This window comes from Acinetobacter genomosp. 15BJ, from assembly GCF_000400715.1.
Classification (GTDB): Bacteria; Pseudomonadota; Gammaproteobacteria; order Pseudomonadales; family Moraxellaceae; genus Acinetobacter.
The window spans coordinates 12,926-38,212 of record NZ_KE007348.1 but is presented as its reverse complement, the minus strand read 5'-3'; the positions used below and the strand labels follow the sequence as shown (position 1 = coordinate 38,212).

Genomic DNA, 25,287 nt, shown 5'->3' with positions numbered 1-25,287 from the left:
CGAAGGAGCATATCACCGCGAGATTATGTATTGAGGCAAGCCTCAAAAAATAAAAAACGGCGGATAAAAAAGTATCCAAGATTTTACACGGGTTTAGCTATGGATGAAACCTCTGAACCAGAAAAACCCAAGATCAGTTCAGATTCATCTCCGACTAAAGCCTAAATGATTTAGACTCGATGACAGTCTAGGTTAATACGAATAAATGAAAAAAACGGAAATGGAGCAAGACACATGGTAAGTGCATATGACGAATTACCCAGAAATCCAGCAAATTTTGTTGCTTTATCGCCCTTACGCTACTTAGAACGGGCTGCTTACATTTATCCCAATCAGGCTGCGATTATTCATGGCGAACGGCGAATCACATGGCAACAGACTTATCAGCGCTGTCGTCAGTTTGCACATCAACTCCGTCATTTAGGTATCCAAAAGAACGATACTGTTTCAGTGCTATTGCCGAATATCCCCGCCATGATTGAAGCACATTTTGCCGTGCCAATGGCTGGCGCGGTACTCAACACCTTGAATACCCGACTCGATGCCAAAACCATTGCCTTTATGCTAGAACATGCGGAAGCCAAAGTGCTATTGCTCGATCCTGAATTTCGACAAGTTGCAGAAGAAGCACTTAAGCTTGTTCCACAAAACATTATTGTGATTGACGTCTTTGATTCTGAGTTTGATGGTGAACAAATTGCAATTGGTCAATATGAATATGAAGCATGGATAGCACAAGGTGACCCTACCTTTGAATGGTTGCTTCCTCAAGATGAATGGGATGCAATTAGCCTGAGTTATACCTCAGGTACGACAGGCAACCCTAAAGGTGTGGTCTACCATCACCGTGGTGCTTACCTGAATGCTGCAAGTAATATTTTGGCCTGTGGTATGAAACCTCGTGCTGTATACCTTTGGACACTGCCGCTATTTCATTGCAATGGCTGGTGCTTTGCTTGGTCAATTGCCGCCAGTGGCGGTACCAACATTTGTTTGCGTCGCATCGATCCAGCATTGATCTTTGAATATATTGCAGCACATCAAGTGGATTATTTCTGTGGTGCACCGATTGTATTGTCTATGCTGATCAACACGCCAAGCGAACAGAGAGCGGCTTTTGAGCATCATGTTGAAGTCATGGTGGCAGGTGCTGCACCACCAGTGGCGATCATCGAAGGGATGCGCAATATCGGTATTAACGTCAATCATGTTTATGGTTTGACTGAAACCTACGGTCCTTCTGCCTTATGTGCTTCACAAGCAGGTTGGAGTGATTTATCCATTCAGGAGCAAGCGCAACTACATTCTCGCCAAGGCGTACCTTATCCCTTGCAAGACAGTATGCGAGTGCTTGATCCAGACACCATGCAACCTGTGCCCAATGATGGACAAACCATGGGCGAAATCATGTTCCGTGGCAATATCGTGATGAAAGGTTATTTGAAAAATGCTCAAGCCACAGAAGAGGCATTTAAAGGTGGCTGGTTTCACACAGGTGATTTAGCGGTGAGTCATCCTGATGGTTATGCCAAGATTACGGATCGCTCAAAAGATATTATTATTTCAGGTGGAGAAAACATTTCCTCACTCGAAGTTGAAGATGTGCTTTATCGTCATCCAGCTGTGCTCACCGCTGCGGTTGTAGCCAAACCTGATCAACGTTGGCAAGAAGTGCCGTGTGCTTTTATTGAACTCAAACAAGGTACAACAGCATCAGCCGAAGAAATCATTGCCCATTGTCAAAAAGAACTGGCCCGATTTAAAGTCCCGAAAGATGTAGTGATTACTGAGATCCCCAAAACCTCGACAGGAAAATTACAGAAATTTATTTTAAGAGAGTGGGCCAAAGAACGCGCAACAAGCGAATTGGGACATTAATATTGAGCATAAAAAAAGAAGTTTCCTTGGAAACTTCTTTTTCAGTTTTAACCTTGTTCAGATAACAAGGCAACTTGTTGTACGTAATTCACAAATTTAAGCTTAGATGCTGCAAGGTCTTCTTCACTGACCTGCTGTTTCATATCACGGTGAATACGCAATACATGCTGACGCAAGGTATGGCGTTCAGATGCATTAAACACCTTACTAAACTCATTGATCACTGGATCACCTTGGTCAATCATACGATCAACCCAACGCATTAATTGCATTTGTTTTTTAGCACCTTGCTGCGGTGTTAAATAAGATAAAATGATGGTTTCATCTTCATTTCGCAATAATTTACCGATACGTAAAAATTGACGACGGCGTGCTTCATGCGCACTAATATTTTGTATTTCAAGTAAAGCATCAATGAGACGCTCATCAACTGGAAGTTTCTGAATCTGTTTTTTATTCAGCTGAGCCAATTGCTCACCCAAAGCTGCCATTCGCTGCACAGCTTTTTTTTGCTCAGTTCTACTCGCACGTCCTTCTAATGACTCAAAATCTTCATCGGTATAACGTTGGGTACCACGTGCCACTATTACTCTGCCTCGTAAAATTTTGCTGCGAACAGCGTTTGAATTTCTTCCAGTGCCTTATCTTCATCAGCACCTTCAATCACCAATCTTAATGTGGTGCCTTTACCAGCACCCAACATCAACAATGACATAATATTTTTTGCATCAACTAATTTATCGCCCTTACCAATTTGGATAGAAGAACGAAACTTGGTCGTTACTTCAATTAGTTTACCAGATGCGCGAGCATGTAAGCCGAGTTTATTAATTACATCAATTGTTGTGTCTATCATGACCAGTGCTTCATTTCTCTATGTAAGATTTGGACAGCCCATTTTGCCTCAAGGGCTTGTTTGAGTCTATCTACGATATAAACCGAACGATGTTGCCCGCCCGTACATCCCACAGAAATGGTCATGTAATGGCGATGCCCTTCTGCAAAAGCAGGCAACCACTTGTCTAGAAAAGTATAAATATCTTCAAACATCTCGTTGGTTTGTTGACTACCTTCTAAAAAGCGGCGTACAGGCTCATCTAAACCTGAAAAACGGCGTAATTCTAAATCCCAATGTGGATTTGGTAAATGTCGTACGTCAAAAACATAATCTGCGTCTAACGGAATACCATGCTTATAACCAAAGGACTGTAAAATGACGATTAAATTATCTGACTGCCCAAGCTTAGACAATAAAATATGTTTTAAATCATGAACACTTTTATCAGTGGTATCAATATGCACCGTGGAACGGAATTGTATCGGAATAAGCAATTGCTTCTCTTCCTGAATACATTGCAACAGACTATTAAAGCGACTCGCCAGAGGATGTGGTCGACGTGACGCACTAAAGCGCGCAATCAAGTCCTGATCCTGTGTGGTTAGATAAATAATATCAACCGTGCCGTGCCGTTGTAGCTGCTGAAACACATGATCAAACTCTTGCATATCCGCACGAGTACTTCGAATATCGACACCTAATGCAAGTTGCTCCAGATTATTTTCATGATCAAGTTTTGCCACAATTTCAGGCAATAACGCCAAAGGTAAGTTATCTATACAATAATAGCCCAAGTCTTCAAGCACTTGCAGTGCAGATGATTTTCCCGAACCGGATTGACCTGTAACGATAAGAATACGCTTCATGGCGTTTTGCCCTTCATTTTTTATGTTTTAAAGTCGATTTGTAGGTTATCAATCAACCGTGTTGAACCGAGCTTGGCCGCAATAAATAACACCAAGTTTTGCTCAAACTGTTGAATAGGTTGCAAGTTGGTTTGTCGAGCTTCCACATAATCCACAACAAAACCCACTTGTGTCAATTGAGCAGAGATATTTTCTAACACTTGTGACAAAGCTTGTCCTTCATGCAATTGCTGCTCGGCTTGTTTGAGCAATTGGTAAATCGTCGGCGCAACAGCACGTTGCTGTTCAGTCAAATAGCCATTACGCGAGCTTAAAGCAAGACCATCTTCAGCACGGACAATCGGTACACCAATCACTTCCAATGGCATATTCAGGTCTTGTACCAACTGGCGAATCACCGCCAATTGCTGATAGTCCTTTTGACCAAAGAAAGCAAAATCAGGCTGGACGATATTGAATAGTTTGGTTACCACAACTGCAACGCCGTCAAAGTGACCTGGACGTGATTTCCCACATAGGTCATCGGTAATTTGACCTACACTGATATTGGTCAAACGTGGTTGTGTGCCATACATTTGCTCAACAGTCGGTGCAAAAATAATATCGCAACCAACATCCGCCAATAAACGGCTATCTTGCTCTAAAGTACGTGGATAGCTATCAAAATCCTCGCCTGCACCAAATTGAATTGGATTGACGAAAATACTCACCACCACCACATCACACAGTTTTTTTGCTTCACGCACCAAAGTCAAATGACCTTCGTGCAAGTTCCCCATGGTCGGTACAAAACCAATCAGTTTTTTTGAACTGCGCGCAGGCGCAAGTGATGCAGTTAAGCCTTGTATTGTTGTTTCAGTTTTCATGAATTAAAGCTCAACTTGGAAGGTATGTTCCTTGGCTGGGAACGACTGGTCTTGCACTGCGGCATGGTATGATTTAAACGCATCGACAATCGCAGTTTCACCCGCTTGTTCTTTCATAAAGTTGCGCACAAAACGTGCCACGCGACCAAAGGTCAAACCGAGCATATCTTGTACCACTAAAACCTGACCATCAGTTTCATTGCCCGCACCAATCCCAATGACTGGTGTATTCGGGAATAATTCAGCAATTTCTTTGCCCAATTGAGCTGGGACACACTCAAGTAATAAAACAGCAGCACCCGCATCAACCACCGCTTGGCAATCAGCAATCAATTGATCTGCGGCTTCGCGTGTTCTTGCTTGAAGCTTATAGCCGCCAAACACATGCACAGATTGTGGTGTTAGACCTAAATGGACACAGACAGGGATACCATTACGGGTTAATACCGTCACCAACTCGCTGAGCCAAGCCCCACCTTCGATCTTGACCATTTGTGCACCGACTTGCATCACGGTCTTGGCATTTTTCAAGCCATCTTCAAGTGTTGCATAGCTCATAAATGGTAGATCAGTCATGATTAAGGCATGTGCGTTACCACGGCGTACAGCTGCGGTATGGTAAGCCATATCTTCGACAGTGACAGGAAGTGTAGAGTCTCTGCCTTGAATCGCCATTCCTAGAGAGTCACCGATTAAAATCGTATCAATTTCAGCCAATTCCATAGCTTTAGCCATACTTGCATCATAGCAAGTAAGACATGAGAACTTGCGTCCTTCGGCTTTAAACTTTCTTAAGTCACTTAGACTAATCATGATGATGTCCTCTACAGGCGTTTCCAGAACGAAACAGTCTTAAGCAGTTGCCCAAGACTGGTCTGCTATTACAGTCAAGTTTGCTTGCTGCACCAGTTCTAAATCTTTTAATGAATGTCCATTTAATTGTAAATGAGCATCTAAATCTAATAAGGGAATGATCACAAAATCACGTTGCAAGAGACCAATGTGCGGCACGGTCAAACGTTCATTTTGGATCTGCTCTTGACCATAGATTAATAAATCCAGATCAAGGGTACGCTCTCCCCAACGTCGTAACCGGACACGTCCAGACTCCTGCTCAAATTGTTGTAATTGATCAAGTAAAGCAAGTGGTGCTAGCGTGGTGTCCAATTGAACAACGGCATTTAAATAGTTGGGTTGATCTTGCGGTCCCATCGGCGGACTTTGATACAATCGCGATACCTGTACAGCTCCCAAGGTCGCGAGCTTCGCAACAGCTTCACTCAAAATCTGCTGCGAATCGCCTAAGTTACTGCCTAGACCGATATAGGTACGAATGGTCATTGCGTTGGCCCAAAAACCACTTGGCTGAGATCACGTTGTACACGTTTACGCTTGAGGATCGGGTGATCGGCATTGATTTGACCTGAAGTCGAAGATGCTTTTTCAATAAAACGACTGGCTGATTCATCAGCTCTAACACGCTCTTTTTTGCCTCGACGACTTCTCGGCTCAGGTACATTGACCAAAGGCTCAATTTCAGTAGTCTTCGGCTCATCCACCTCAGCTGCTTTACGACGTGTCTTACTACGTTGACGGTTGTATTGACGAATCACAGCTTCTTTTTGGTCTGTGGTCATTTCTTGGTAGGCTTCCCACCAAACGCCCATACCTTCAGTACTGCTATCACCTGATTTTTCCCGCAACAGCAGGAAGTCAAAGCCTGCACGGAAACGCGCATGTCCAGCCAGTGCTTCGATTTGTTGTGGTTTTGGATTGAGCAAACGGGTTTGCATTTCCCAAACTTCACGAATAAAGGTTTCAGCAAAACGCGGAATGATGGTGCGCGTCGCTTGACGTTTCAACACATCCAAACCAGCTTGTGCACGCGCTTCCGCAGGCACAACCCCTTTACTTAGATAGGCGTCGCAACGCTCTAAAAAGGGCTTCCATAACAATACAGCATAGAAAAATGCTGGATTAATGGTTTTACCAACTTGAATTCGCTGATCAGTATTCCGTGCTGCACGCTCAATAAAGGCACTAAGATTCGGTGGAATTTCAGCAAACAGCTGTTTCCAAACGCCAAACTCAATCAACATCGGCAGAACACGGGTCAGATGTCCCATGGTGAATAGTTTTTGAGACTCGTCGTATAAACGATGTGGCGAAACATCACGCAATAATTGCGTCATCTCAGCATCAAAAACATCAAGAATGGATTGATCAATTTTAAAATTCAATTTTGCGGCAAAGCGTAAAGCCCGCAACATACGCACAGGATCTTCTTCAAAACGCTGTGCGGGTTCACCAAGGAAACGTAAAGTACGTGTATTGATATCATCTACTGCATGGCAGAAATCAAGTACAACCCCTTTTCGTGGCTGGTAGTATAAGGTATTGATCGAAAAGTCTCGACGAGCAAAGTCTTGCTCAATCGTTCCCCAGTTATTATCACGAAGAATCATCCCAGATGCACTGGTGACTGCTTTTTTCGGCGGAGCACGGAATGTCGCGACTTCAATCAGTTCGCGACCAGAATATACATGTGCTAACTCAAAACGTCGTCCGATAATTCGGCAACGTCGACCAAAAACCTCTTTGACTTGGGCTGGTGTAGCATTAGTAACCGCGTCAAAATCCTTTGGATTAAGACCTAACATCATGTCTCGAACACCACCACCCACAATATATGCCTCGTAACCTGCTTTTGTCAGGCTATCAATCACATCTAGAATTGAGGAAGGGAGTTGAGTTGTGGACAGACCACATTTTGACGCACGCAAAGTTTGCAAAAGACACTGTCTCCTACGTCAGGACGTAAATAACAATTTGTCGCTAATCATAGCTCTAACACACACAAAGGGCAATTTATTCTGTTGGAAGTTTCAACAGTTCAGTCTGCCTAATCAATCCGATTTCTACAGTTCCAAGTTCATAACATGAGCCTTGCTCTGTTTTTTTCAAGTAATTTTGGCCCAATGCCTTTGATATTCATTAACTCGTCAACTTGTTTAAAACCACCATTTTTTTGCCGATACTCCATAATGGCTTGCGCTTTTTTCTCGCCAACACCATTTAACAGCTGTAATTGCTGCAAACTCGCTTGGTTCAAGCTTATTTTATCGCCCTGAATATTTACAGATGATGGAACTTGCTTTGAAGTGTGCTGCTGCGTTGGTCGAGATAAATAATAATTATTGTCCGACTGTTTCGCCAATTGCTGATCACGTGCTTGCTGCTGTGCTTTCCATTGCTGATAAGATTGGTCAAACTGCTGTGCGTGGAGGTGTGAAGCACCTCCCAAGCAGAGAATAAAGCCTATAAAAAAATTAAGTTTGCTGCGGAGATGCGGCAACTCCATTGTCTTTCTCCTGAGATTTTAATTGTTGTTTGGCTTGCTCCCAGAGTTCGTCCATTTCAGCCAAACTCATTGCTTGCAAGTCTTTCTGTTGTTGTCGGGCTTGTTGTTCAATAAAAGCAAAACGGCTTCTAAATTTATGGATTGTTGCCAGTAGTGCGGTCTCACTCGACACCCCCAACTTTCGCCCCACATTGATTAAAGAAAATAAACAATCACCGAACTCTTCTTGAATATGATCAGCATCTTGGCTTTTTATCGCCTGTTGTAACTCTTCTAACTCTTCATCTAATTTGGCATAAGCATCATCCACACTTTCAAAATCAAAGCCTAACTGGGCTGCTTTGCTCTGAATTTCATGTGACTGAACCAAGGCTGGCGCATGTTTAATCTCATCTAGCCTTGACTGTATTTTACCTTGTTTTTCTTGTTGTTTGATTTGTTTCCACAACTCACCGACTTGCTCGGAATCCAAATTTTGATATTTTTCAGCCTGAAATACATGCGGATGGCGACGAATTAATTTTTCACTAATGGCTTCCACCACATCTTGAAAGTTAAATAATCCTTTTTCATCAAACATTTGAGACTGAAACACCACTTGTAATAATAAATCGCCGAGTTCATTACGGATTTCATCCACCTCACCAGAGCGAATTGCAGCCTCAACTTCATATGCCTCCTCAATGGCATATCGTGTCAAACTTTCTGGGGTTTGTTGTTGATCCCACGGGCATTTTTGTCTTAACTCTTGCATGATTGCCAATAATTTTTCCATGATGATCTCCAAACCCAAACAAGCAAATTGTTGCAGCACCAAGCTGCATATGCGTAATATACACGCACGCAAAAATTATCAATATAAAGCAAGGGAAAGTCATGCAATATAGTGTTTTTATTAGTGGGGCTGCACAAGGAATTGGTGCTGAAATCGCACGTTTATTTCACCAAAAAGGTTTCAAAGTTGGCATCTATGATATCAACGAAGAACAAGCTCAAGTCTTAGCTGAACAACTTGGAGATAATGCCAAAGCAGGCTATCTCGATGTAAGCAATCATCGTCAATGGCAGATCGCATTACAGGAATTTAAAAGTTGGGCAGGTAAACTGAATATCTTGATCAATAACGCAGGAATTCTTTATTCAGGTGCATTTGAAAACACCCCAATTCAATCACATCACCGCACCATTGATATTAACGTTAAGGGCGTTTTGAATGGTTGTCATGCTGCCTTGCCCCATCTGCAACAAGCCGACTTTGCACGTGTGATTAACCTTTCTTCAGCCTCCGCGATTTATGGTCAAGCTGATTTAGCATCTTACTCTGCCAGCAAATTTGCTGTTCGCGGTTTAACCGAAGCTTTGGACGTCGAATGGCAAAAATACAATATTCGTGTCTTAGACGTCATGCCGCTATTTGTACAAACCAATATGGTGAAAGACATGGATGCGGGCAGCATTCAAAATATTGGTGTGGATTTAACCCCTGCAGATGTCGCAAAACAAGTTCTGCATTTGGCACAACAAAAAGACCATGCCCTAATCCCAACTCACACACCTGTTGGGATAAAAACCAAATTGATGTATCAACTCTCCAGTATTAGCCCACAGTTCTTAAACCGCTTAACCAATATCTTTTTAGCGAAACGTTAGACATAAAAAAGCTGCATCGAAATGCAGCTTTTCTGTTTTATTGTCTAGCTTCCTTGAACCAAACGTCTGGCACTGATAATGCCTGGTTGCTGCTCTAAACGAGCCAACAAACGAGACAGTTGTGCCAAACCTTTCACTTCAATCAACAACTTCATATTGGCAATACCATCTGCCTCAGAAATGGTATTGACCTGACGAATATTGATTTGGTCTGAGAAAATCACCTGTGTCAGATCTTTCAGTAAACCACGACGATCATAAGCTTCCACCACGATCTGTACACTCTGACCACGAGTTGGTTGCATTTCCCAATCAGCTTCAACAGCACGTTCAGGCTCTTGCGTCGTCATACGTAAGTAATCTGGACACGCAATCTTATGGATACTGACACCACGATTCAAGGTGATATAACCACCAATCGACTCACCGTGTACAGGCTGGCAACATTGTGCAATATGCAACTCAACATTATCCAAACCATCAATCAAAATCCCATGTGCCGATAAAGTATGACTAGCACGTGGGTTTAAAGCGGGTTTTAAGACCAGTTCTGGCTCGTCTTGATCCAAATGCATCTGGCGATTCACTTGATTCATCAAGGCATGCAGACTGATATCACCACTGACCAACGCAACCAGAATATCATCACCAGCTTTCAGATTAAAATGCGATGAATAATCTTTCAGATCGATACTTTTCGGGTGAATCGCTAAACGGGCCAACTCTTTATTGAGTAACTCACGCCCAACTTCAACATTCTTACTGCGATCTTGTTGTCTAAACCAATGACGTAGCTTGTCACGTGCACGTGCAGTCTTGATATAACCCAGAGAGTTCACCAACCAGTCACGGTTCGGTTCACGATCTTTCTTGGTTAAAATCTCAACCTGCTCACCTGTCTTTAAGGTGTAAGTTAAAGGCACATAACGTTGGTTCACGCGTGCCGCATAGCACTTATTGCCGACTTCGGTATGTACATGATAAGCAAAATCGAGAACAGTTGAGCCACGTGGCAACTCTTTGATGTCTCCATCACGACTAAACACATAGATCTTTTCAAAATTCTCAAAATCTTGAATTTGATCAATGCCATTTGACTCGTCATCCTCACCATGTGGGGTGGTTTCAGTACGCTCTTGATAATGCTCAAGCACAGCACGTAATGAATGCAAACGATCATTAAAGGAATGGTCGGTATTCTTGGCACCTTCTTTATAGTTAAAGTGCGAGCACACCCCAAGCTCTGCTTCGTTATGCATCTCAAAGGTACGAATTTGTACTTCTAAAGACTTATTCTCAGCAATCACCGCGGTATGCAATGAGCGATAACCATTGGCTTTCGGATTAGTGACGTAGTCATCAAACTGGTTTGGAATATGACGCCATATCTGATGTACGATACCCAAAGCGTGATAACAATCTGGGACACTTTTCACCAACACACGCACTGCACGGATATCGTAAAGCTGATCGAAGCTCAGATTTTTGCTTTTCATTTTTCGATAAATCGAATAAATGTGCTTCACACGCCCTGTGATTTCGGCCTGAATATCATAAGCCGCCAGTTCTGTTTTCAATTTATCGATGACAAACTGAATATACTGCTCACGCTCCAAACGTTTTTCGTTCAATAAAGATGCAATTTCTTTATAACGTTCTGGGGCTAAATAACGAAAGGCAAGATCTTCCAATTCCCACTTGAGCTGGGCAATCCCTAAACGGTGTGCCAATGGAGAATAGATGGTGAGAATTTCGCGTGCCACACGTTCCTGACGCTCTTTGCTTGCAGCTGCCAGCTCACGCAAAGCATAGGTCCGCTCTGCCAATTTGATCAGGACAACACGAACATCTTCCGTCACCGAAATCAGCATTTTATAAATGCCATTTAAGTGTTCGCGCTGGTTATTATTAAAATGATCTTCTAGACGTTTATTCTTTTCAATCAACTCAGACAGTTTACCCATTGCAAGTGTGCCTTGGACCAAAGCCAAAACTTGCTCGCCAAACTGTTGTTGAATATCCTCTAAGGTAATCAACCCTTCACGTACACTACGATACAACACCGCCGCTGAAAGCGTGTCTTCATCGACATGTAAATGGGCCAGAATATCCGCCATGCCAATACCGGTACTAAAGGTATTGATCCGATGATTTCCCGTCGCTTGTAACTCTTTTGCTAAGGTCAGCTCCGCAACCTGTTGAAGTTGCTTCAGCTCTGCCCCATCCAAAATACCACGCACTCGATCTAGCCAAGAGACTAGACTACTTTGCGCTTCAGCGGCATGTTCTACAGTCGCTTCCTCAGACAGCTCTTGGAGCCGTCCAGGTAACTGCTCACGTACTGTGACCATACCTTTCTCCTCTGGATATGTAACTCATTTTTTAATCGTTTATCTCTTCGATTTTTTCAAGCCGTTCAACTTTTTCAAACAGGGCAATCGATTCAACATGTTCAGTATGCGTAAACATGTCCATTACCGCAGCTTTCTTCAATTGATAGCCATATTGTGCCAGTACACCTGCATCCCTTGCTAGTGTTGATGGGTTACATGAAACATAAACGATTCTTTTCGCTCCAAAATTAGGTACATATTGCATAACTTCAAACGCACCCGATCGTGGAGGATCAATTAATAATGCATCAAATCCCTGTTTCGCCCAAGAATGATGCGAAAAGTCTTTTGTTAAATCTTGTGAAAAGAACGCCGCCTGAGACAAATGATTTGCTTGCGCATTCTCAGTTGCTCTGTTGACCATCTCATCACTCGCCTCAACGCCGACCACTTGACCTGCCTCACCAACACAACGTGCAATCGGTAGAGAAAAATTACCTAATCCACAGAATAGGTCCAGTACTCTTTCCCCTTTCTGTAATTGAAGCAATTCACATGCCAACTGAATCATCTGCGCATTTACACCACTATTGACCTGAGTAAAATCTAACGGTGAAAACGCAAATTTGACTGCAAAATCATCCAAACTGTAATGCAAACGCATTTCTGCTTGTGAATCATCTACGCGATGTAAACTATCCGCCCCTTTTGGCTGCAAATACAACTGCCATCCTTTGAGTAACGTAAATTGACGTAATTGGTTGACATCCGACACATTTAATTCATCTAAGTGGCGAATTAATAATGCAACCTCAGTGTCTCCCATCGCTAATTCTATATGACCAATATGCGCTTTGCCTGTAAGACTTTCGAGTAGTTTTTTCAGTTCTGGTAAACTTTCGGATAAGGTTTGATCAAGCACTTTACACTGCTGTATCGCAGTTAAATGATTACTATGATGCTCGCGAAAACCCATCACCAAACGATTTTGCTTGGCAATATAACGCACCCCGATTCGGGCACGACGGCGATAATCTACCTTGACCGAACGAATTGGATCTAACCATTGTTCAGGCTGTAAGCCTGCAAAATGTTGTAAGTGAGATTTTAAAACATTCTGCTTTAACAAAATCTGTTCATCAGGATGAATGTGCTGCAAGCTACAGCCGCCACACACTCCAAAATGTGGACACATTGGATCGACTCGACTTTCAGCCGCCTCACTTTCCAGCGTGATCATGTCCGCCTCTTCTAGACGCGAAGTTTGATTGGTAATTTTTGCCTGCACCGTTTCCCCGACAAGGGCATAACGGATAAAAACTTTCTTGCCGTGTTTTTCTTTAGGATGATCTGGATGTGTCCCATAATGCGCAATACCACGCCCCTCATGAGAAAAAGCTTCAATCTGAAAGGTATATGTTGGATATTGAGCTGGACGTTGTTTGGCTTTGTGTTTCAAAAGATGAACCTAATTTTTTGGCGCAAAAGTATCTGCGGTGAATACAGTATATTGCGATGTTTGCTGCCATACCTGTAAAAATTCTGTTTGTTGCGTTTGCGTTTGTAAATAAGCAATCGTTGATTGTAGTAACTGCTGGTGATCTGCTTGATTCAATTGGCCTTTTAACAATAACCAACGAATATAGAGCAACCATGTATTCAACACATCGCCTTCACAATAACTGGTCAATTCTAACCATTGTTTATTACGTACATATTCAGGCACGTGATAGCCAGTTTCACCGCGCTTCCCAGGGAACCCGAGTAAACAAGCCATATCATCCAATTTTTGGAAATTACGACCATTAAACATTGCCATCACATCCATCAAATCAACATGACGATGGTGGTAACGGTTTTGGTAATTATTAAAACGCTTTTGCTGATCAATTTCACCTTGATCAAACAAGCTTGGTGCAGACAAACCATGATACATAGCGCGAAATAGAATGACAGGCAAATCAAATTGCGAGCCATTCCAACTGACCAGTGTCGGCTGCTTCTTGTCAAAAATCGATAAAAATTTTGCCAACATTTCAGCTTCGCTATGCTGTTCCTGACTAAATGAAAACAGGCGATAACCTTTTTCATCAATCCACAAGCCAGAAATACAAACGATTTCATGCAGAGGCAGACGTTGAAAATCCATCCCCGATTCTTGGCGGCGAATTTTAGTGAGCGCCTGCTCAACATCTTCTTCGGGTAAATCAAGATGATAAAGATGCGCACCTGCCTTTAAATCGGTCAGGGTCTCAATATCAAAAACTAAAATCGGAAAACGTAAATTCATCTTAAAATCTCTTCAAATCCCTCCCAACCTCCCTTTATAAAAGGGAGGAGTCCCCTTCTTTTTAAAAGAGGTGAGGAGCGGCTATAGCTCCGTAAAGGAGATTCTAATCTTGAACTGAAAACAGCCCTGTTGATAAATAACGATCACCGCGGTCACAGATAATGCAAACAATCACCGCATCAGGATATTCTTCAGCAATCTTGATCGAAGCCCAAACTGCGCCACCAGAAGATGTTCCTGCACTGATGCCCTCAGTACGTGCCAGCTTACGCATGGTTTTTTCAGCTTCAATCTGTGGAATATCAATAATGCGATCGACACGGCGACGATCAAAGATAGTTGGCAAATACTCTTCCGGCCAACGGCGAATCCCCGCAATGCTTGAACCGTCTGAAGGTTGTAAACCCACAATTTGAATATCAGGGTTTTGCTCTTTGAGATATTTAGAGACACCCATGATGGTTCCCGTTGTCCCCATTGAGCTAACAAAATGGGTAATCTTCCCACCCGTTTGCTTCCAGATTTCTGGACCAGTCGTCAGGTAATGAGCTTCGACGTTGTCTGGATTACCAAACTGATTCAGTACAAAGCCTTTGCCTTCTGCCTGCATTTGTAAAGCAAGGTCGCGCGCACCTTCCATACCTTGCTGTTGCGTGACTTCAATCAGCTCTGCCCCATAGGCCAACATCGCATCTTTACGCTCTTGGCTCATATTGTTTGGCATAATCAGCTTCATTTTATAGCCGCGCATAGCCGCAACCATTGCCAAAGCAATCCCAGTATTACCACTGGTTGCTTCGATCAGGGTATCCCCTGGCTGAATCTGTCCACGCTTTTCCGCTTGAACAATCATGTTATAAGCAGGGCGATCTTTGACCGAACCTGCTGGATTATTACCTTCTAATTTTGCTAATACCGTGGCTTGGGTATGACACGCTAAACGTTGCAAACGTACTAAAGGGGTTTTACCGACATAATCGTCCAGTAAAAATTCATCTGCTAAAAAATCAGTTTGCGTATTCGTCATGATCGACACCGATATCAAGGTGGCGCCTATTGTATGAAAAAAATAGAGATACTGCACCTTTTCACTATGCTTTTTATTGGCAAGCAGATGTCCTTGATTTTCACAAAGCGTGCTAAGATGTTGCGCAGAATGATAAATCTGACCGTACTATGTCAAATTTCAATAAGACCATATCGAAACGCTTACGCCTCAATCATGCTTATGGGCAATTGATTGCACTGATTTTAGTGCCGATTGCCATCTTGACAGGTGTTGGTATTCTTTGGGTTTTATCCGAAACGACCAGCTCCGCAAAATCACAACAACGCTCTGATGCTTCAGCTATTTTGGCGCGCTACCATCAAACCGCGAATGATTTATTAAAACTGGTACAAGAACAACCCGATCAGTATGATCGTGCTCAAAACATCATGCAGAAGATGTTTGATGAAAAAAATCTACAGCGCGCAGTACTGATTGATAATCGTGGTCAGACTTATTTAAGCGTTGGCTATCAAAACAATCGCTTTTGGCCGAACTTCCCAGAAAACAGCAACTTCTTTGGTCCAATTGCCCACAATCACAACAGTATCTATGGCTCGAAACTTGATGGTGGCGACCCTAATTCTGTTTGGCTAATGATTGAATTAGACAACCAACCCCTCGAATTGGCTCGCTATAAAATTCTACTGTCCTTGGTCGTGACTGGACTGATTACCATACTGATTCTCCTGTTCTGTTTAAATGTGTTCTCTCGTCGCTGGCTCGCACCGTTATATGAAATTCGCATGCAAATGCAACGCCTCAACGCCGATACCCTTGATCAGCATATTGTGGTGAACAGTACCGGTGAACTGCGTTTGCTACAGCGTGATATCGCCAATGTGGTGAAACGCCTACACTTTAGTTTCTTGGAATTAAAAGAACATACTGAACAAACCGAAGAAGATTTACGTCGAACACTGGATACCTTAGAAGTTCAGAACATTACCTATCGTCAGGCACGAGACCAAGCGATTTCATCAAACCAATCCAAGTCGGTGTTTTTGGCCAATATCAGCCATGAACTTAGAACACCACTGAATAGTATTGATGGCTTTATTCACTTACTGCTGCGTCAGCAGAATCTGAGTAATGAGCAAAATCTTTATTTGCAAACCATCCGAAAATCATCTGCACACTTATTAGCACTAATCAATGACGTATTGGATTTCTCTAAAATTGATGCAGGCAAACTCGAACTTGAAACTGCACCGTTTGACCTCGAAGAAGCCATTTTCGATGTGATGGATATGCTCTCTCCGTTGGCGGCACAAAAACATATCAACATGGCCTTCTATTACGCAGAGAATATTCCAAAGCATGTGGTCGGTGATGCACTCCGCTTTAAACAGATCCTGACCAACCTGATTTCCAATGCGATCAAATTTACCCCTGATGGTGAAATCATCGTGCGGGTACGTATGGAAGACGATGAAATTGGGCAATGTTTACTACATTTTAGTGTACAAGACAGTGGTATTGGTTTGAGTGGTACGGATCGTAAAAAGTTATTTGAATCGTTCTCTCAGGGCGATGCTTCAGTTACCCGCCAATTCGGTGGAACAGGGCTTGGTCTTGCCATTTCCAAACAGCTGGTGCATTTGATGCACGGTCAAATTGGCTTTGAAGACAACCAAGAACGTGCGCCAACCGAAAAAGGCTCAACCTTCTGGTTCACCGCTTCGTTTAAAGTGGAAGAACAAGATGAGTTTGTTGAACATCCACGTTTCGACCATTTGCAAGTGGTGTCTTATCTCGCCCACCCTGCAACGGCCAGTGTACTGCGTTCATATCTAGAGAATTACCATGTCTCTCATATTGAAACACAATCCATTCTAGATCTGTTCAGCCGTTTAAATCATCTCAATCAGCAAGAAAACACATGGCTGATTGTCGATCATAGCGGTGATACCGAAGCCTTACTCAAAGAAATTCGTCAACGCTACCATGGCAACTTAGCGGTTTATGGTTACCAGATGAGTCTTGAGCCAAACATGCTCAATGAATATCGTGCTCGCCCGCTATATCAACCGTTAAGTCGTCGTGAGTTGGTACAGTTACTCGGAAACGAGCCTGTTTTTGAGCAAGAACCAGAAGACTTTAATGGCCAAGGTTTACATATCTTGGCTGTGGATGATCACCTGCCTAACTTGATTGTACTTGAAGCCTTACTCGGTGAGCTCAATGTCACCACCACCAAAGCTTTGAGTGGACAAAAGGCCATCGACATTATCCAAGAGCGGATCGAACAAAAATCGCCACCGTTTGATTTGGTATTTATGGATATTCAAATGCCGGTGATGTCGGGGATTGATACCACTCGCGCCATTCGCTCACTGGAATCCACGCTTGATTCAGGCATGCAACTACCAATCATTGCACTGACGGCACATGCACTGGCCGATGAAAAGCAAAAACTGCTTAAAGTTGGGATGAATGATTATGTAACCAAGCCGATTCAGATGGAGCAGATCATTCAAATTCTGACCCATTGGACCAAAAATAACTTCAGCACTCAACCTGCAAGCATCGAACCAAAGCGGCCCGTTGAATCGATTGATCCTCAAATCCTGAACTGGCAACAAAGCGTTCAACTTGCTGCCAATAAAGAAGATCTGGCACAAGATTTATTGAATATGCTGGTGGATAGTTTCGATACTGAGTTAGCAGAAATGCAGCAATTGATTGAGATGGAAGATTTTCCACAACTGGAACATGTCTTACATCGCCTCTATGGTGCAACCCGTTATGTCGGCACCCCAAATTTACAACAAGTATCAGGTGAGTTTGAACAATTTGTCTCAACTTTGCGTAAAGAACGCCGTAAAGCAGATGATGTATTTATCCGTGAAACCACGCACCGTTTCAATGAACTCAGCACAGCGATTGAACAAGTGAGACAAGCGGCCAACTTGATCCTACATGCTCATGACTCCTAAGACTGTAAGTTGGGATATTGGATAATCAATGATTAAAATACGGGCAGTCCTTTTTATGACTGCCCTGTCATGTTTCAACCTAAAGACTCGTGCTATGCTGCCAAATCAAACACAATAAGAGTAAGGCAGATGGCACTTTTACGCGTTGAAAAGAACAATGGAATCGCAACAGTTTCCTTAAACCGTCCAGATAAACGTAATGCAATGAGCTTTGCCTTACTCAAAGAGCTGGTGGCAACTGCAAAAAAAATTGAAAAAGATCGTTCAATCCGCTGTGTCATTCTCACTGGTGAAGCACAAGTCTTTAGTGCAGGCATCGACCTTTCTGATTTAAACAATCCTAAAAATACCGCTTTCGCTGCATGGGAACTGATTAAGCCTGGACAAAGTCTGTTCCAGAAAGCCTTCCTGATCTGGCAAAATTTACCAATCCCTGTGATTGCAGCAATTGAGGGTTATTGCTTTGGTGCTGGGATGCAATTAGCGCTCGCAGCCGATATTCGTATTGCGACGCCAAGCACGCAAATGTCAATTATGGAAAGTCGCTGGGGCTTAGTACCAGATATGGGGCTCACCCGCTCCCTGAAAGGACTGATTGGTGTTGATTTGGCTAAAGAACTTACATTAACTGCACGTATCTTTGATGCTGAATATGCCAAACAAATTGGTCTAGTCACCCATTTAGACAATGATCCATTAGCGAAAGCAAATCTCATTGCGGAAGAAATTTTACAACGCTCACCAGACGCTATTATGGCAGCGAAGCGTGTTTTGGATGCCATGGAGCACCAACCAGAAAAAGCATTACGCTTAGAAAAACTTTGGCAGCTCAAACTACTTTTAGGTAAAAACAGTAGTCTGGCACGCAAAAAGGACAAGAACCCAGAAGTTCAATTCCTACCACGCCAATACAAATAATCCCGACTGGAGTACATTCACATGCATGCGAATCAAAAAACACCAATCGCTTTCTTGGGTATGGGTTTAATGGGCACACGTATGGCCAGCCGACTATTACAAGCAGGTTATGCTGTAGCGGTTTGGAATCGTAGCCCACTTGCATGTGAACCTCTGCAGCAGCAAGGTGCATTACACTTAAAGCTAAATGACATCGGAAGCTATCCTGTTATTTTGACATGTTTAGCCGATGATCAAGCAGCACAAAATGTTTTCACCCAAATTCAACCACATTTGAAAGCTGAGCAAATTATTGTTGATTTCTCCAGCTTATCAGTCTCTGCAACTCAACAATTGGCTCAGTCTGCTCAACAACAACAGGTCACATGGATTGACTCACCAGTCTCAGGCGGAACCATAGGGGCTGAACAAGGTACGTTGGTTATTTTTGCAGGAGGTGATGCTAAGACGATCGAGCAGCTCACTCCGATTTACAATGTACTCTCACAGCGTGTCACCCGTATGGGAACATCAGGTACGGGACAAGCGACTAAAATTTGTAATCAATTAATTGTTGCCGCCAATAGCACCCTGATTGCAGAAGCAGTCGCCCTTGCAGATCAAGCAGGCGTCGATACCACATTACTTGCACCTGCACTCGCTGGCGGCTTTGCCGACTCAAAACCCTTTCAAATCCTTGCTCCTCGTATGGCAACACATACTTTTGAGCCAGTACAATGGAAGGTGCAAACCCTATCAAAAGATTTAAACAATGCATTACTTCTAGCACAAAGTTTTAACTTAAAGATACCTGTGGCACAAAAAGCTCTATTACAGTTACAAGCTCACCAAGAAAATGGCTTTGCTGATAAGGATTTAGCGACTATCATCAAAATTACAGAACAATAATTATTGATTCAGGGAGTCTGAAAATGAGCCATCTTGCAGTCAATTTATCCATGATTTTTACTGAAGTCCCTTTAATTGAGCGTTTTGCTTTAGCGCACGCGCACGGTTTTCAACAGGTAGAAATTCAATTTCCCTATGAACTCGATGTGATTGATATTCGAACTCAACTTGAGCAACACAATCTTTCACTGTGCCTGATTAATGTCCCTGCGGGTGACTTGATGCAAGGCGGCAATGGACTTGCAGGTGTGCCGGGGCGAGAAATTGAATTCCATCAAGCGCTTGAGCTGACAATTCGTTATGCTACTGCACTGGATGTGCCACGCGTCAATATTCTGGCAGGAAAACAACCGCTGGATGCTGATCTGCTGCCTTGTCTCAATACGCTTGCAAGCAATCTAAAACTGGCGTGTCACATGCTCACGGAACAAGGCATTGAACCCGTTTTTGAAATGATTAATGGCACCGATATGCCACGCTTTTTGGTTCAGAACATTGCTCAAGCCCAAGAAATGCTGGAGGCCATCAATCATCCTGCCCTGAAAATGCAATATGACTGTTACCACATGGCGATGATGGGTGAAGATGTATTAGCGGGATTACAGGAAAATATCAATCAAATTGGGCACATCCAATTTGCCGACTGTCCAGACCGCCACGAACCCGATACCGGAAATATCCCCTATAAACAAATCTTTGACTGGTTACAGCAAAGTGACTACCAAGGTCTTATTGCTGCGGAATACAGACCAAAAACTCAGTCAGATCAATCTTTTGCATGGAAAAATAAGTATTTTTCCAATGATGTGAATACATAAACTGTTACTGCTAAAATTTGAACTTTTTAGAGAAAAACGGTATATTTGACAATGAGCAATTGTCAGGAAAATATACCCTCTATGAATTTAGAACCATCGCCCAGCGCTTCTAATTCTCACGACCTAAAAATCAAAACAGCGAACAAAGATGTACAAGCGTGCCTAAACGTTGTACATGAAGCTCTCACTGATGTAAAAGCCAAAGATATTCTTGAACTTGACGTAAGTACGATCAGTAATGTTGCCGATGCAATTGTGATTGCAAGCGGTACTTCGACTCGTCATGTTAAAGCCCTTGCTGATAATGTTGCTGATGAAGCACGTAAAGCAGGTTTCCGCCCAATCGGTGTCGAAGGTGAACGCGATGCTGAGTGGATCTTAATTGACCTCGGTTTTGTTGTGGTACATGTAATGTTACCAACCGCGCGTAAGTTCTACGACTTAGAAAGCTTATGGCGTGCACCCGAATCTGTAGCGTAAAGCTCTCCAAAAAAGCGACCAAATAGGTCGCTTTTTTTATGGCATATTCAAGTCAAAAGATGGCTCTAAACATGAACGATTTATCCCTAAATTTCCGACCATTCGTTGTAAAATATAATCGCAATGCTAATATTAAACACTCTGCTTAATCACAGCTAAAATAAGATGAAAGATTCAAGTGAATGGATTGAAACACTCAATAAGATTACCGGATTAGCGCAATCAGGTTTGTACTACAGCAAAGATGTATACGATAAAGAGCGTTATGAGCAACTACTTGATCACGTCCGCACCCTAATTGAATTAAAAGAAATTGATACCTCTTATTTTATCCCCAACGTACTACAAGATATTGGCTATGCAACACCCAAAATCGATGTGCGCGCTGTTGTATTTAAGGACAATAAACTTCTATTAGCCAAAGAGACACAGGATGGTTTATGGTCAATTCCTGGAGGTTGGGCAGATGTTGGATATTCCGCCGCAGAAAATGCGGAAAAAGAAGTCCTTGAAGAAACTGGATTAGAGGTGAAGGCCGTTAGACTCCTCGCACTCACAGATCGTAGAAAGCACCCTCACCCCACCATGTTCTTGCACGTGTATAAAGCCTTTTTCTGGTGTGAACTGATTGGTGGTGAACTCAAGCCAAGCATCGAAACCTCAGAGGTGGCTTTCTTTGGCAAGGATGAATTACCTCCAATTTCAACAGCGCGTGTTACCGAAGCACAAATCCATCAATTTTTTGAGTTACTACAAGGGTTACCGGAGAATACTTATTTCGACTAACCTCCCATTAAAAGAACTCATCGAAAACATAATCCCCAAACAACAATATCGCTCTCATTCAAAGACGAGCAAAAGCTAGTCATCTTCTATCTTTAAATTTGACATGACAAATTGTCAAAATTGCAGCACTATACAGATTCTTGCAATCTCACTAAGAAATAGCATAACTGGAGTACAGGAAGTGAAAATACTGATTACAGGTGCCAATACAGGCATTGGTTTTGCCACAGCAGAACAGCTGGTTAAACAAGGGCAACATGTCATTCTAGCGTGCCGAAACCCACAGAAAGCACAACAAGCACAAAACAAATTACGTGCGCTCAATCAAGGACAAGTCGATCTCATCTCCCTCGACCTCAACAGCCTTGAACTGACCCGAAAAGCTGCTGATGAAATTGCAGATCGTTATGGCAATCTGGATGTGTTGATCAACAATGCAGGCCTATTTGCCAAAACTAAACAACTGACAGCTGATGGCTTCGAGCAACAATTTGGTGTCAATTATCTCGGTCATTTTTTATTGACCCAAAAACTACTTCCCGTTTTAAAACAATCGCCTCAAGCACGTATTGTGCATTTGGCCTCGATTGCACATTGGGCAGGCTCAATCAAACCCAACAAATTCCGCGCAGAGGGTTTTTATAATCCGCTATTTTATTATGGACAATCTAAACTCGCGAATTTACTGCTTAGCAATGCATTGGCAGAACAGCTGGCGGATAGCTCTATTACCAATAATGCGCTGCACCCAGGGGGCGTCGCTTCAGATATTTATCGCGATCTACCTAAACCTGTCTATGCGGCGATGAAATTAGGTCTAGTTCCAACCTCTGTTCCTGCAAACCTCATCACTCAAATGGCAATTGGCGATGAATGGAAAAATCGTAATGGAGAGTATGTCAGTGCACATATGCCTGACTGGAAATCTTCACATGCCAAAAATCAGCAATTAGCACGTGATCTATATCAACAGTCAATGAACCTTGTTGAAAAATTTCTTTAAAAAATAAGCCAAATAAAAAGCCACCCCAGGGTGGCTTTTACAATCTTGATTGAGGCCAGTTTAGTGACCACCACCATTGATTGCTTTAAAGTTTTAATCATTAATTCTATATTTTTCAATTACAACCTGTTCTAACTCACGGGTTACACTAACTGTAGTTCTATAAACATCTTCATGCTCCATAAAATGCAGATTCCAAAAACCTAGCTCCTTACCTTCCTTATCATATTCTTGAGAATGGTGTAGTTCATAATTACTTATTTCGTAATAATATAAATTTCCATTTCTATCGAAGTGGTTAGTTCTAGATCCTAATAAATCTTCATTAAATTCAGTTATATCACTCCCCATCAATATAAATTTATCATCCATAAAAATATAATGATCTACTCTAGGCATATTCTTTGTTCTATCATTTGAAAGTTCTTGATAGGCAACTAATTTATAATTTTCTCCCGCATAGATTTCCATTGTACCAATTCTATTTAAACGATTAATTATGGTTATTTCTTCATAGATAAAATTATTATCTTTATCTAAGCAGGTTGTTTTGGAAGATACCCAAATAGATCGCTCCATACTAACGTCTAAATCATTCAATATAATCTTTTTTATTGGATAGTCTTCATGTACTTCTTGAACTGTGACTTCAATCATGATGTAAAGATATGCATGAGTGCATTATTATCAGTATTTTTAGTCTATAAGATATTTTTATTTTTTCAAGCAATAAGCCCCCCCTATTAACCTAAATCAATTCAGAGTAATCACATCACTTTATTCTTAGATAAATTCAATGTTACGACAGCACAATATCTTTATAAAAAAGCCACCCGAGGGTGGCTTTTACAATCCTGATTAGGCCAGTTTAGTGACCACCACCATTGATTGCTTTGGTCATATCTTCCACAACTTTCTTGGCATCACCAAAGATCATCATGGTTTTTTCATTGTAGAACAAATCGTTGTCTAAGCCAGCATAACCAGTTGCCATAGAACGCTTGATCACCATGATGGTACGCGCTTTATGCGCTTCAAGAATCGGCATACCGTAGATTGGTGATGTCGGATCGTCTTTCGCCGCAGGGTTTACAACGTCGTTTGCCCCAATGACAAGTACCACGTCTGTTGCAGGGAAGTCTGAGTTGATCTCATCCATTTCCAAGATGTCTTCATAAGCAACATCTGCTTCAGCTAACAATACGTTCATGTGACCAGGCATACGACCAGCAACTGGGTGAATCGCAAAGCGAACTTTTACGCCCTGCTCTTTCAAGATTTCACACAATTCTTTCACCGCATTCTGTGCACGACCTTGCGCCATACCATAACCCGGTACGATCACAACGCTGTCTGCATTTGACATCAAGAAGCCTGCGTCATCTGCTGAACCAGAGCGGTGGTTACGTTGAACTTGCTCACCTTTATCTGCTGATGCAACTGCTGCACCACCCATTGCACCACCAAACAAAACGTTGATGATTGAACGGTTCATCGCCTTACACATGATGTAAGAAAGAATCGCACCAGATGAACCAACCAGCGAACCTGCAACGATCAACATATTGTTTTCAAGTGTGAAACCAATACCTGCTGCAGCCCAACCAGAGAATGAGTTCAAAAGTGATACTACAACTGGCATATCACCACCACCGACTGGTGCAATCCATACCCAGCCAAATGCAAGTGCAAGTGCTGTCATGGCCCAGAATGCAGTCATGTTACCCGTAGTGAAGAAATAGAAACCACATGCAAGCATCGCAATAAAGATGGTTGCTTGAACTGGTTTAACCCATGCACCAGAAATTGTTTTTGCCCATTTCTTCGCAGCCAATTTACCGTAAGCAAATACAGATGCAGTAAATGTGATCGCACCTACAAAACAGCCCACAAACAATTCAAATAAATGAACTGAACTCATATGTGCATGTTGAACACCCGCAGCCGTTAAAGCAGCTTCATTTTGTTCAAATAAGACATTGAGTTGGTTGTTGTGCAGAATCGCTGCAATTGCAATCAATACCGCAGCCAAACCCACCAGAGAGTGCATCAACGCAACCGTCTCAGGCATTTGTGTCATTGGCACTGTTTTCGCACGTGCGATACCAACCACAGCACCCAACACCATTGCACCACCGATCATCCAAACAACAGGATGTTCAGCAACAAAGAAAGTGGTGACTACAGCAATCGCCATTGCGATCATACCGTAGCGATTACCTGCAATTGCAGTCTTAGGGCCAGACAAGCCACGTAAAGTTAAGATAAAGAGGACAGCACCAATTAGGTAGAACCAATCCGCATAGTCTCGAATGAATTCCATTG

The 25,287-nt window shown here is 42.6% G+C and carries 24 protein-coding genes; 9 read left to right on the top strand and 15 right to left on the bottom strand.

Going from position 1 to position 25,287, the window contains the following annotated elements:
• The first annotated feature begins 234 nt into the window (after positions 1-234).
• Positions 235-1,878 carry an acyl-CoA synthetase gene (locus tag F896_RS04135; protein WP_016164687.1) on the top strand — a complete coding sequence of 548 codons (1,644 nt, stop codon included), beginning with the start codon at positions 235-237 and terminating at the stop codon, positions 1,876-1,878.
• A 47-nt stretch (positions 1,879-1,925) separates the two neighbouring features.
• On the opposite strand, the gene yjgA is transcribed toward F896_RS04135, so the two are convergent.
• The 9 genes from yjgA to mazG all read right to left on the bottom strand — a co-directional run bounded on the left by yjgA (position 1,926) and on the right by mazG (position 8,584).
• Positions 1,926-2,462 (bottom strand): ribosome biogenesis factor YjgA, encoded by a 537-nt coding sequence (yjgA, locus tag F896_RS04140; protein WP_005207061.1) that lies wholly within the window; start codon positions 2,460-2,462, stop codon positions 1,926-1,928.
• A 2-nt stretch (positions 2,463-2,464) separates the two neighbouring features.
• Positions 2,465-2,734: an HPr family phosphocarrier protein gene (locus F896_RS04145; protein WP_004804467.1), complete on the bottom strand. Its 270-nt coding sequence runs from the start codon at positions 2,732-2,734 to the stop codon at positions 2,465-2,467.
• Complete coding sequence (gene rapZ, locus F896_RS04150; RefSeq protein WP_004804464.1) at positions 2,731-3,582, bottom strand: RNase adapter RapZ; 852 nt, start codon at positions 3,580-3,582, stop codon at positions 2,731-2,733. The genes F896_RS04145 and rapZ overlap by 4 nt, the downstream gene beginning before the upstream one ends.
• 20 nt (positions 3,583-3,602) lie before the next feature.
• Positions 3,603-4,448, bottom strand: a complete 846-nt coding sequence (panC, locus tag F896_RS04155) for a pantoate--beta-alanine ligase (protein ID WP_016164686.1) — start codon at positions 4,446-4,448, stop codon at positions 3,603-3,605.
• Between the two features lie 3 nt (positions 4,449-4,451).
• Positions 4,452-5,261, bottom strand: coding sequence for a 3-methyl-2-oxobutanoate hydroxymethyltransferase (gene panB, locus F896_RS04160; RefSeq protein WP_004655682.1), 810 nt, complete (start codon positions 5,259-5,261; stop codon positions 4,452-4,454).
• Between the two features lie 39 nt (positions 5,262-5,300).
• On the bottom strand, positions 5,301-5,789 hold the full coding sequence (gene folK / locus F896_RS04165) for a 2-amino-4-hydroxy-6-hydroxymethyldihydropteridine diphosphokinase (protein WP_016164685.1): 489 nt from the start codon (positions 5,787-5,789) through the stop codon (positions 5,301-5,303).
• Positions 5,786-7,240 carry a polynucleotide adenylyltransferase PcnB gene (pcnB, locus tag F896_RS04170; protein ID WP_016164684.1) on the bottom strand — a complete coding sequence of 485 codons (1,455 nt, stop codon included), beginning with the start codon at positions 7,238-7,240 and terminating at the stop codon, positions 5,786-5,788. Before pcnB ends, folK begins: the two co-directional genes overlap by 4 nt.
• Positions 7,241-7,380: 140 nt before the next feature.
• Positions 7,381-7,809, bottom strand: coding sequence for a ComEA family DNA-binding protein (locus tag F896_RS04175; protein ID WP_016164683.1), 429 nt, complete (start codon positions 7,807-7,809; stop codon positions 7,381-7,383).
• On the bottom strand, positions 7,778-8,584 hold the full coding sequence (gene mazG, locus F896_RS04180) for a nucleoside triphosphate pyrophosphohydrolase (RefSeq protein WP_016164682.1): 807 nt from the start codon (positions 8,582-8,584) through the stop codon (positions 7,778-7,780). The genes F896_RS04175 and mazG overlap by 32 nt, the downstream gene beginning before the upstream one ends.
• A 101-nt stretch (positions 8,585-8,685) precedes the next feature.
• Between mazG and F896_RS04185 the strand changes: the two genes are divergently transcribed.
• Positions 8,686-9,459, top strand: coding sequence for an SDR family oxidoreductase (locus tag F896_RS04185; protein WP_016164681.1), 774 nt, complete (start codon positions 8,686-8,688; stop codon positions 9,457-9,459).
• Positions 9,460-9,503: 44 nt separating this feature from the next.
• Here the strand turns inward: F896_RS04185 and F896_RS04190 are convergent, their stop codons facing one another.
• From F896_RS04190 to cysM, 4 genes are all read right to left on the bottom strand, one after another.
• Positions 9,504-11,810, bottom strand: coding sequence for a RelA/SpoT family protein (locus F896_RS04190; protein WP_016164680.1), 2,307 nt, complete (start codon positions 11,808-11,810; stop codon positions 9,504-9,506).
• A gap of 31 nt (positions 11,811-11,841) precedes the next feature.
• A complete protein-coding gene (gene rlmD / locus F896_RS04195) occupies positions 11,842-13,251 on the bottom strand; it encodes a 23S rRNA (uracil(1939)-C(5))-methyltransferase RlmD (RefSeq protein ID WP_016164679.1) in 1,410 nt (469 codons plus the stop codon).
• 9 nt (positions 13,252-13,260) lie between these two features.
• Complete coding sequence (locus F896_RS04200) at positions 13,261-14,082, bottom strand: 3'-5' exonuclease (RefSeq protein ID WP_016164678.1); 822 nt, start codon at positions 14,080-14,082, stop codon at positions 13,261-13,263.
• Positions 14,083-14,185: 103 nt separating this feature from the next.
• On the bottom strand, positions 14,186-15,109 hold the full coding sequence (gene cysM / locus F896_RS04205; RefSeq protein WP_016164677.1) for a cysteine synthase CysM: 924 nt from the start codon (positions 15,107-15,109) through the stop codon (positions 14,186-14,188).
• Between the two features lie 149 nt (positions 15,110-15,258).
• Between cysM and F896_RS04210 the strand changes: the two genes are divergently transcribed.
• The 7 genes from F896_RS04210 (at position 15,259) to F896_RS04240 (ending at position 22,962) form a co-directional block, all read left to right on the top strand.
• Positions 15,259-18,069, top strand: a complete 2,811-nt coding sequence (locus F896_RS04210) for a GacS-like sensor histidine kinase (RefSeq protein ID WP_016164676.1) — start codon at positions 15,259-15,261, stop codon at positions 18,067-18,069.
• A 129-nt stretch (positions 18,070-18,198) separates the two neighbouring features.
• Positions 18,199-18,987 carry a crotonase/enoyl-CoA hydratase family protein gene (locus F896_RS04215; RefSeq protein ID WP_016164675.1) on the top strand — a complete coding sequence of 263 codons (789 nt, stop codon included), beginning with the start codon at positions 18,199-18,201 and terminating at the stop codon, positions 18,985-18,987.
• Between the two features lie 21 nt (positions 18,988-19,008).
• Complete coding sequence (locus tag F896_RS04220; RefSeq protein WP_016164674.1) at positions 19,009-19,875, top strand: NAD(P)-dependent oxidoreductase; 867 nt, start codon at positions 19,009-19,011, stop codon at positions 19,873-19,875.
• Between the two features lie 23 nt (positions 19,876-19,898).
• Positions 19,899-20,693 (top strand): hydroxypyruvate isomerase family protein, encoded by a 795-nt coding sequence (locus F896_RS04225; protein ID WP_016164673.1) that lies wholly within the window; start codon positions 19,899-19,901, stop codon positions 20,691-20,693.
• A gap of 81 nt (positions 20,694-20,774) precedes the next feature.
• The gene (gene rsfS / locus F896_RS04230) at positions 20,775-21,173 is read left to right on the top strand and encodes a ribosome silencing factor (protein WP_004655709.1); all 399 of its coding nucleotides are present in this window, start codon (positions 20,775-20,777) and stop codon (positions 21,171-21,173) included.
• Positions 21,174-21,338: 165 nt separating this feature from the next.
• Entirely contained in the window at positions 21,339-21,959 is a 621-nt protein-coding gene (locus tag F896_RS04235; RefSeq protein WP_016164672.1) for an NUDIX hydrolase, read from the top strand.
• A 181-nt stretch (positions 21,960-22,140) separates the two neighbouring features.
• Positions 22,141-22,962, top strand: a complete 822-nt coding sequence (locus tag F896_RS04240; RefSeq protein ID WP_016164671.1) for an SDR family NAD(P)-dependent oxidoreductase — start codon at positions 22,141-22,143, stop codon at positions 22,960-22,962.
• Positions 22,963-23,055: 93 nt separating this feature from the next.
• Here F896_RS04240 and F896_RS04245 read toward each other — a convergent pair whose 3' ends face one another.
• Together F896_RS04245 and F896_RS04250 are read right to left on the bottom strand one after the other, a co-directional pair.
• Complete coding sequence (locus tag F896_RS04245; RefSeq protein ID WP_016164670.1) at positions 23,056-23,619, bottom strand: hypothetical protein; 564 nt, start codon at positions 23,617-23,619, stop codon at positions 23,056-23,058.
• A 211-nt stretch (positions 23,620-23,830) separates the two neighbouring features.
• The gene (locus F896_RS04250) at positions 23,831-25,285 is read right to left on the bottom strand and encodes an NAD(P)(+) transhydrogenase (Re/Si-specific) subunit beta (protein WP_005184817.1); all 1,455 of its coding nucleotides are present in this window, start codon (positions 25,283-25,285) and stop codon (positions 23,831-23,833) included.
• Between the last annotated feature and the right edge of the window lie 2 nt (positions 25,286-25,287).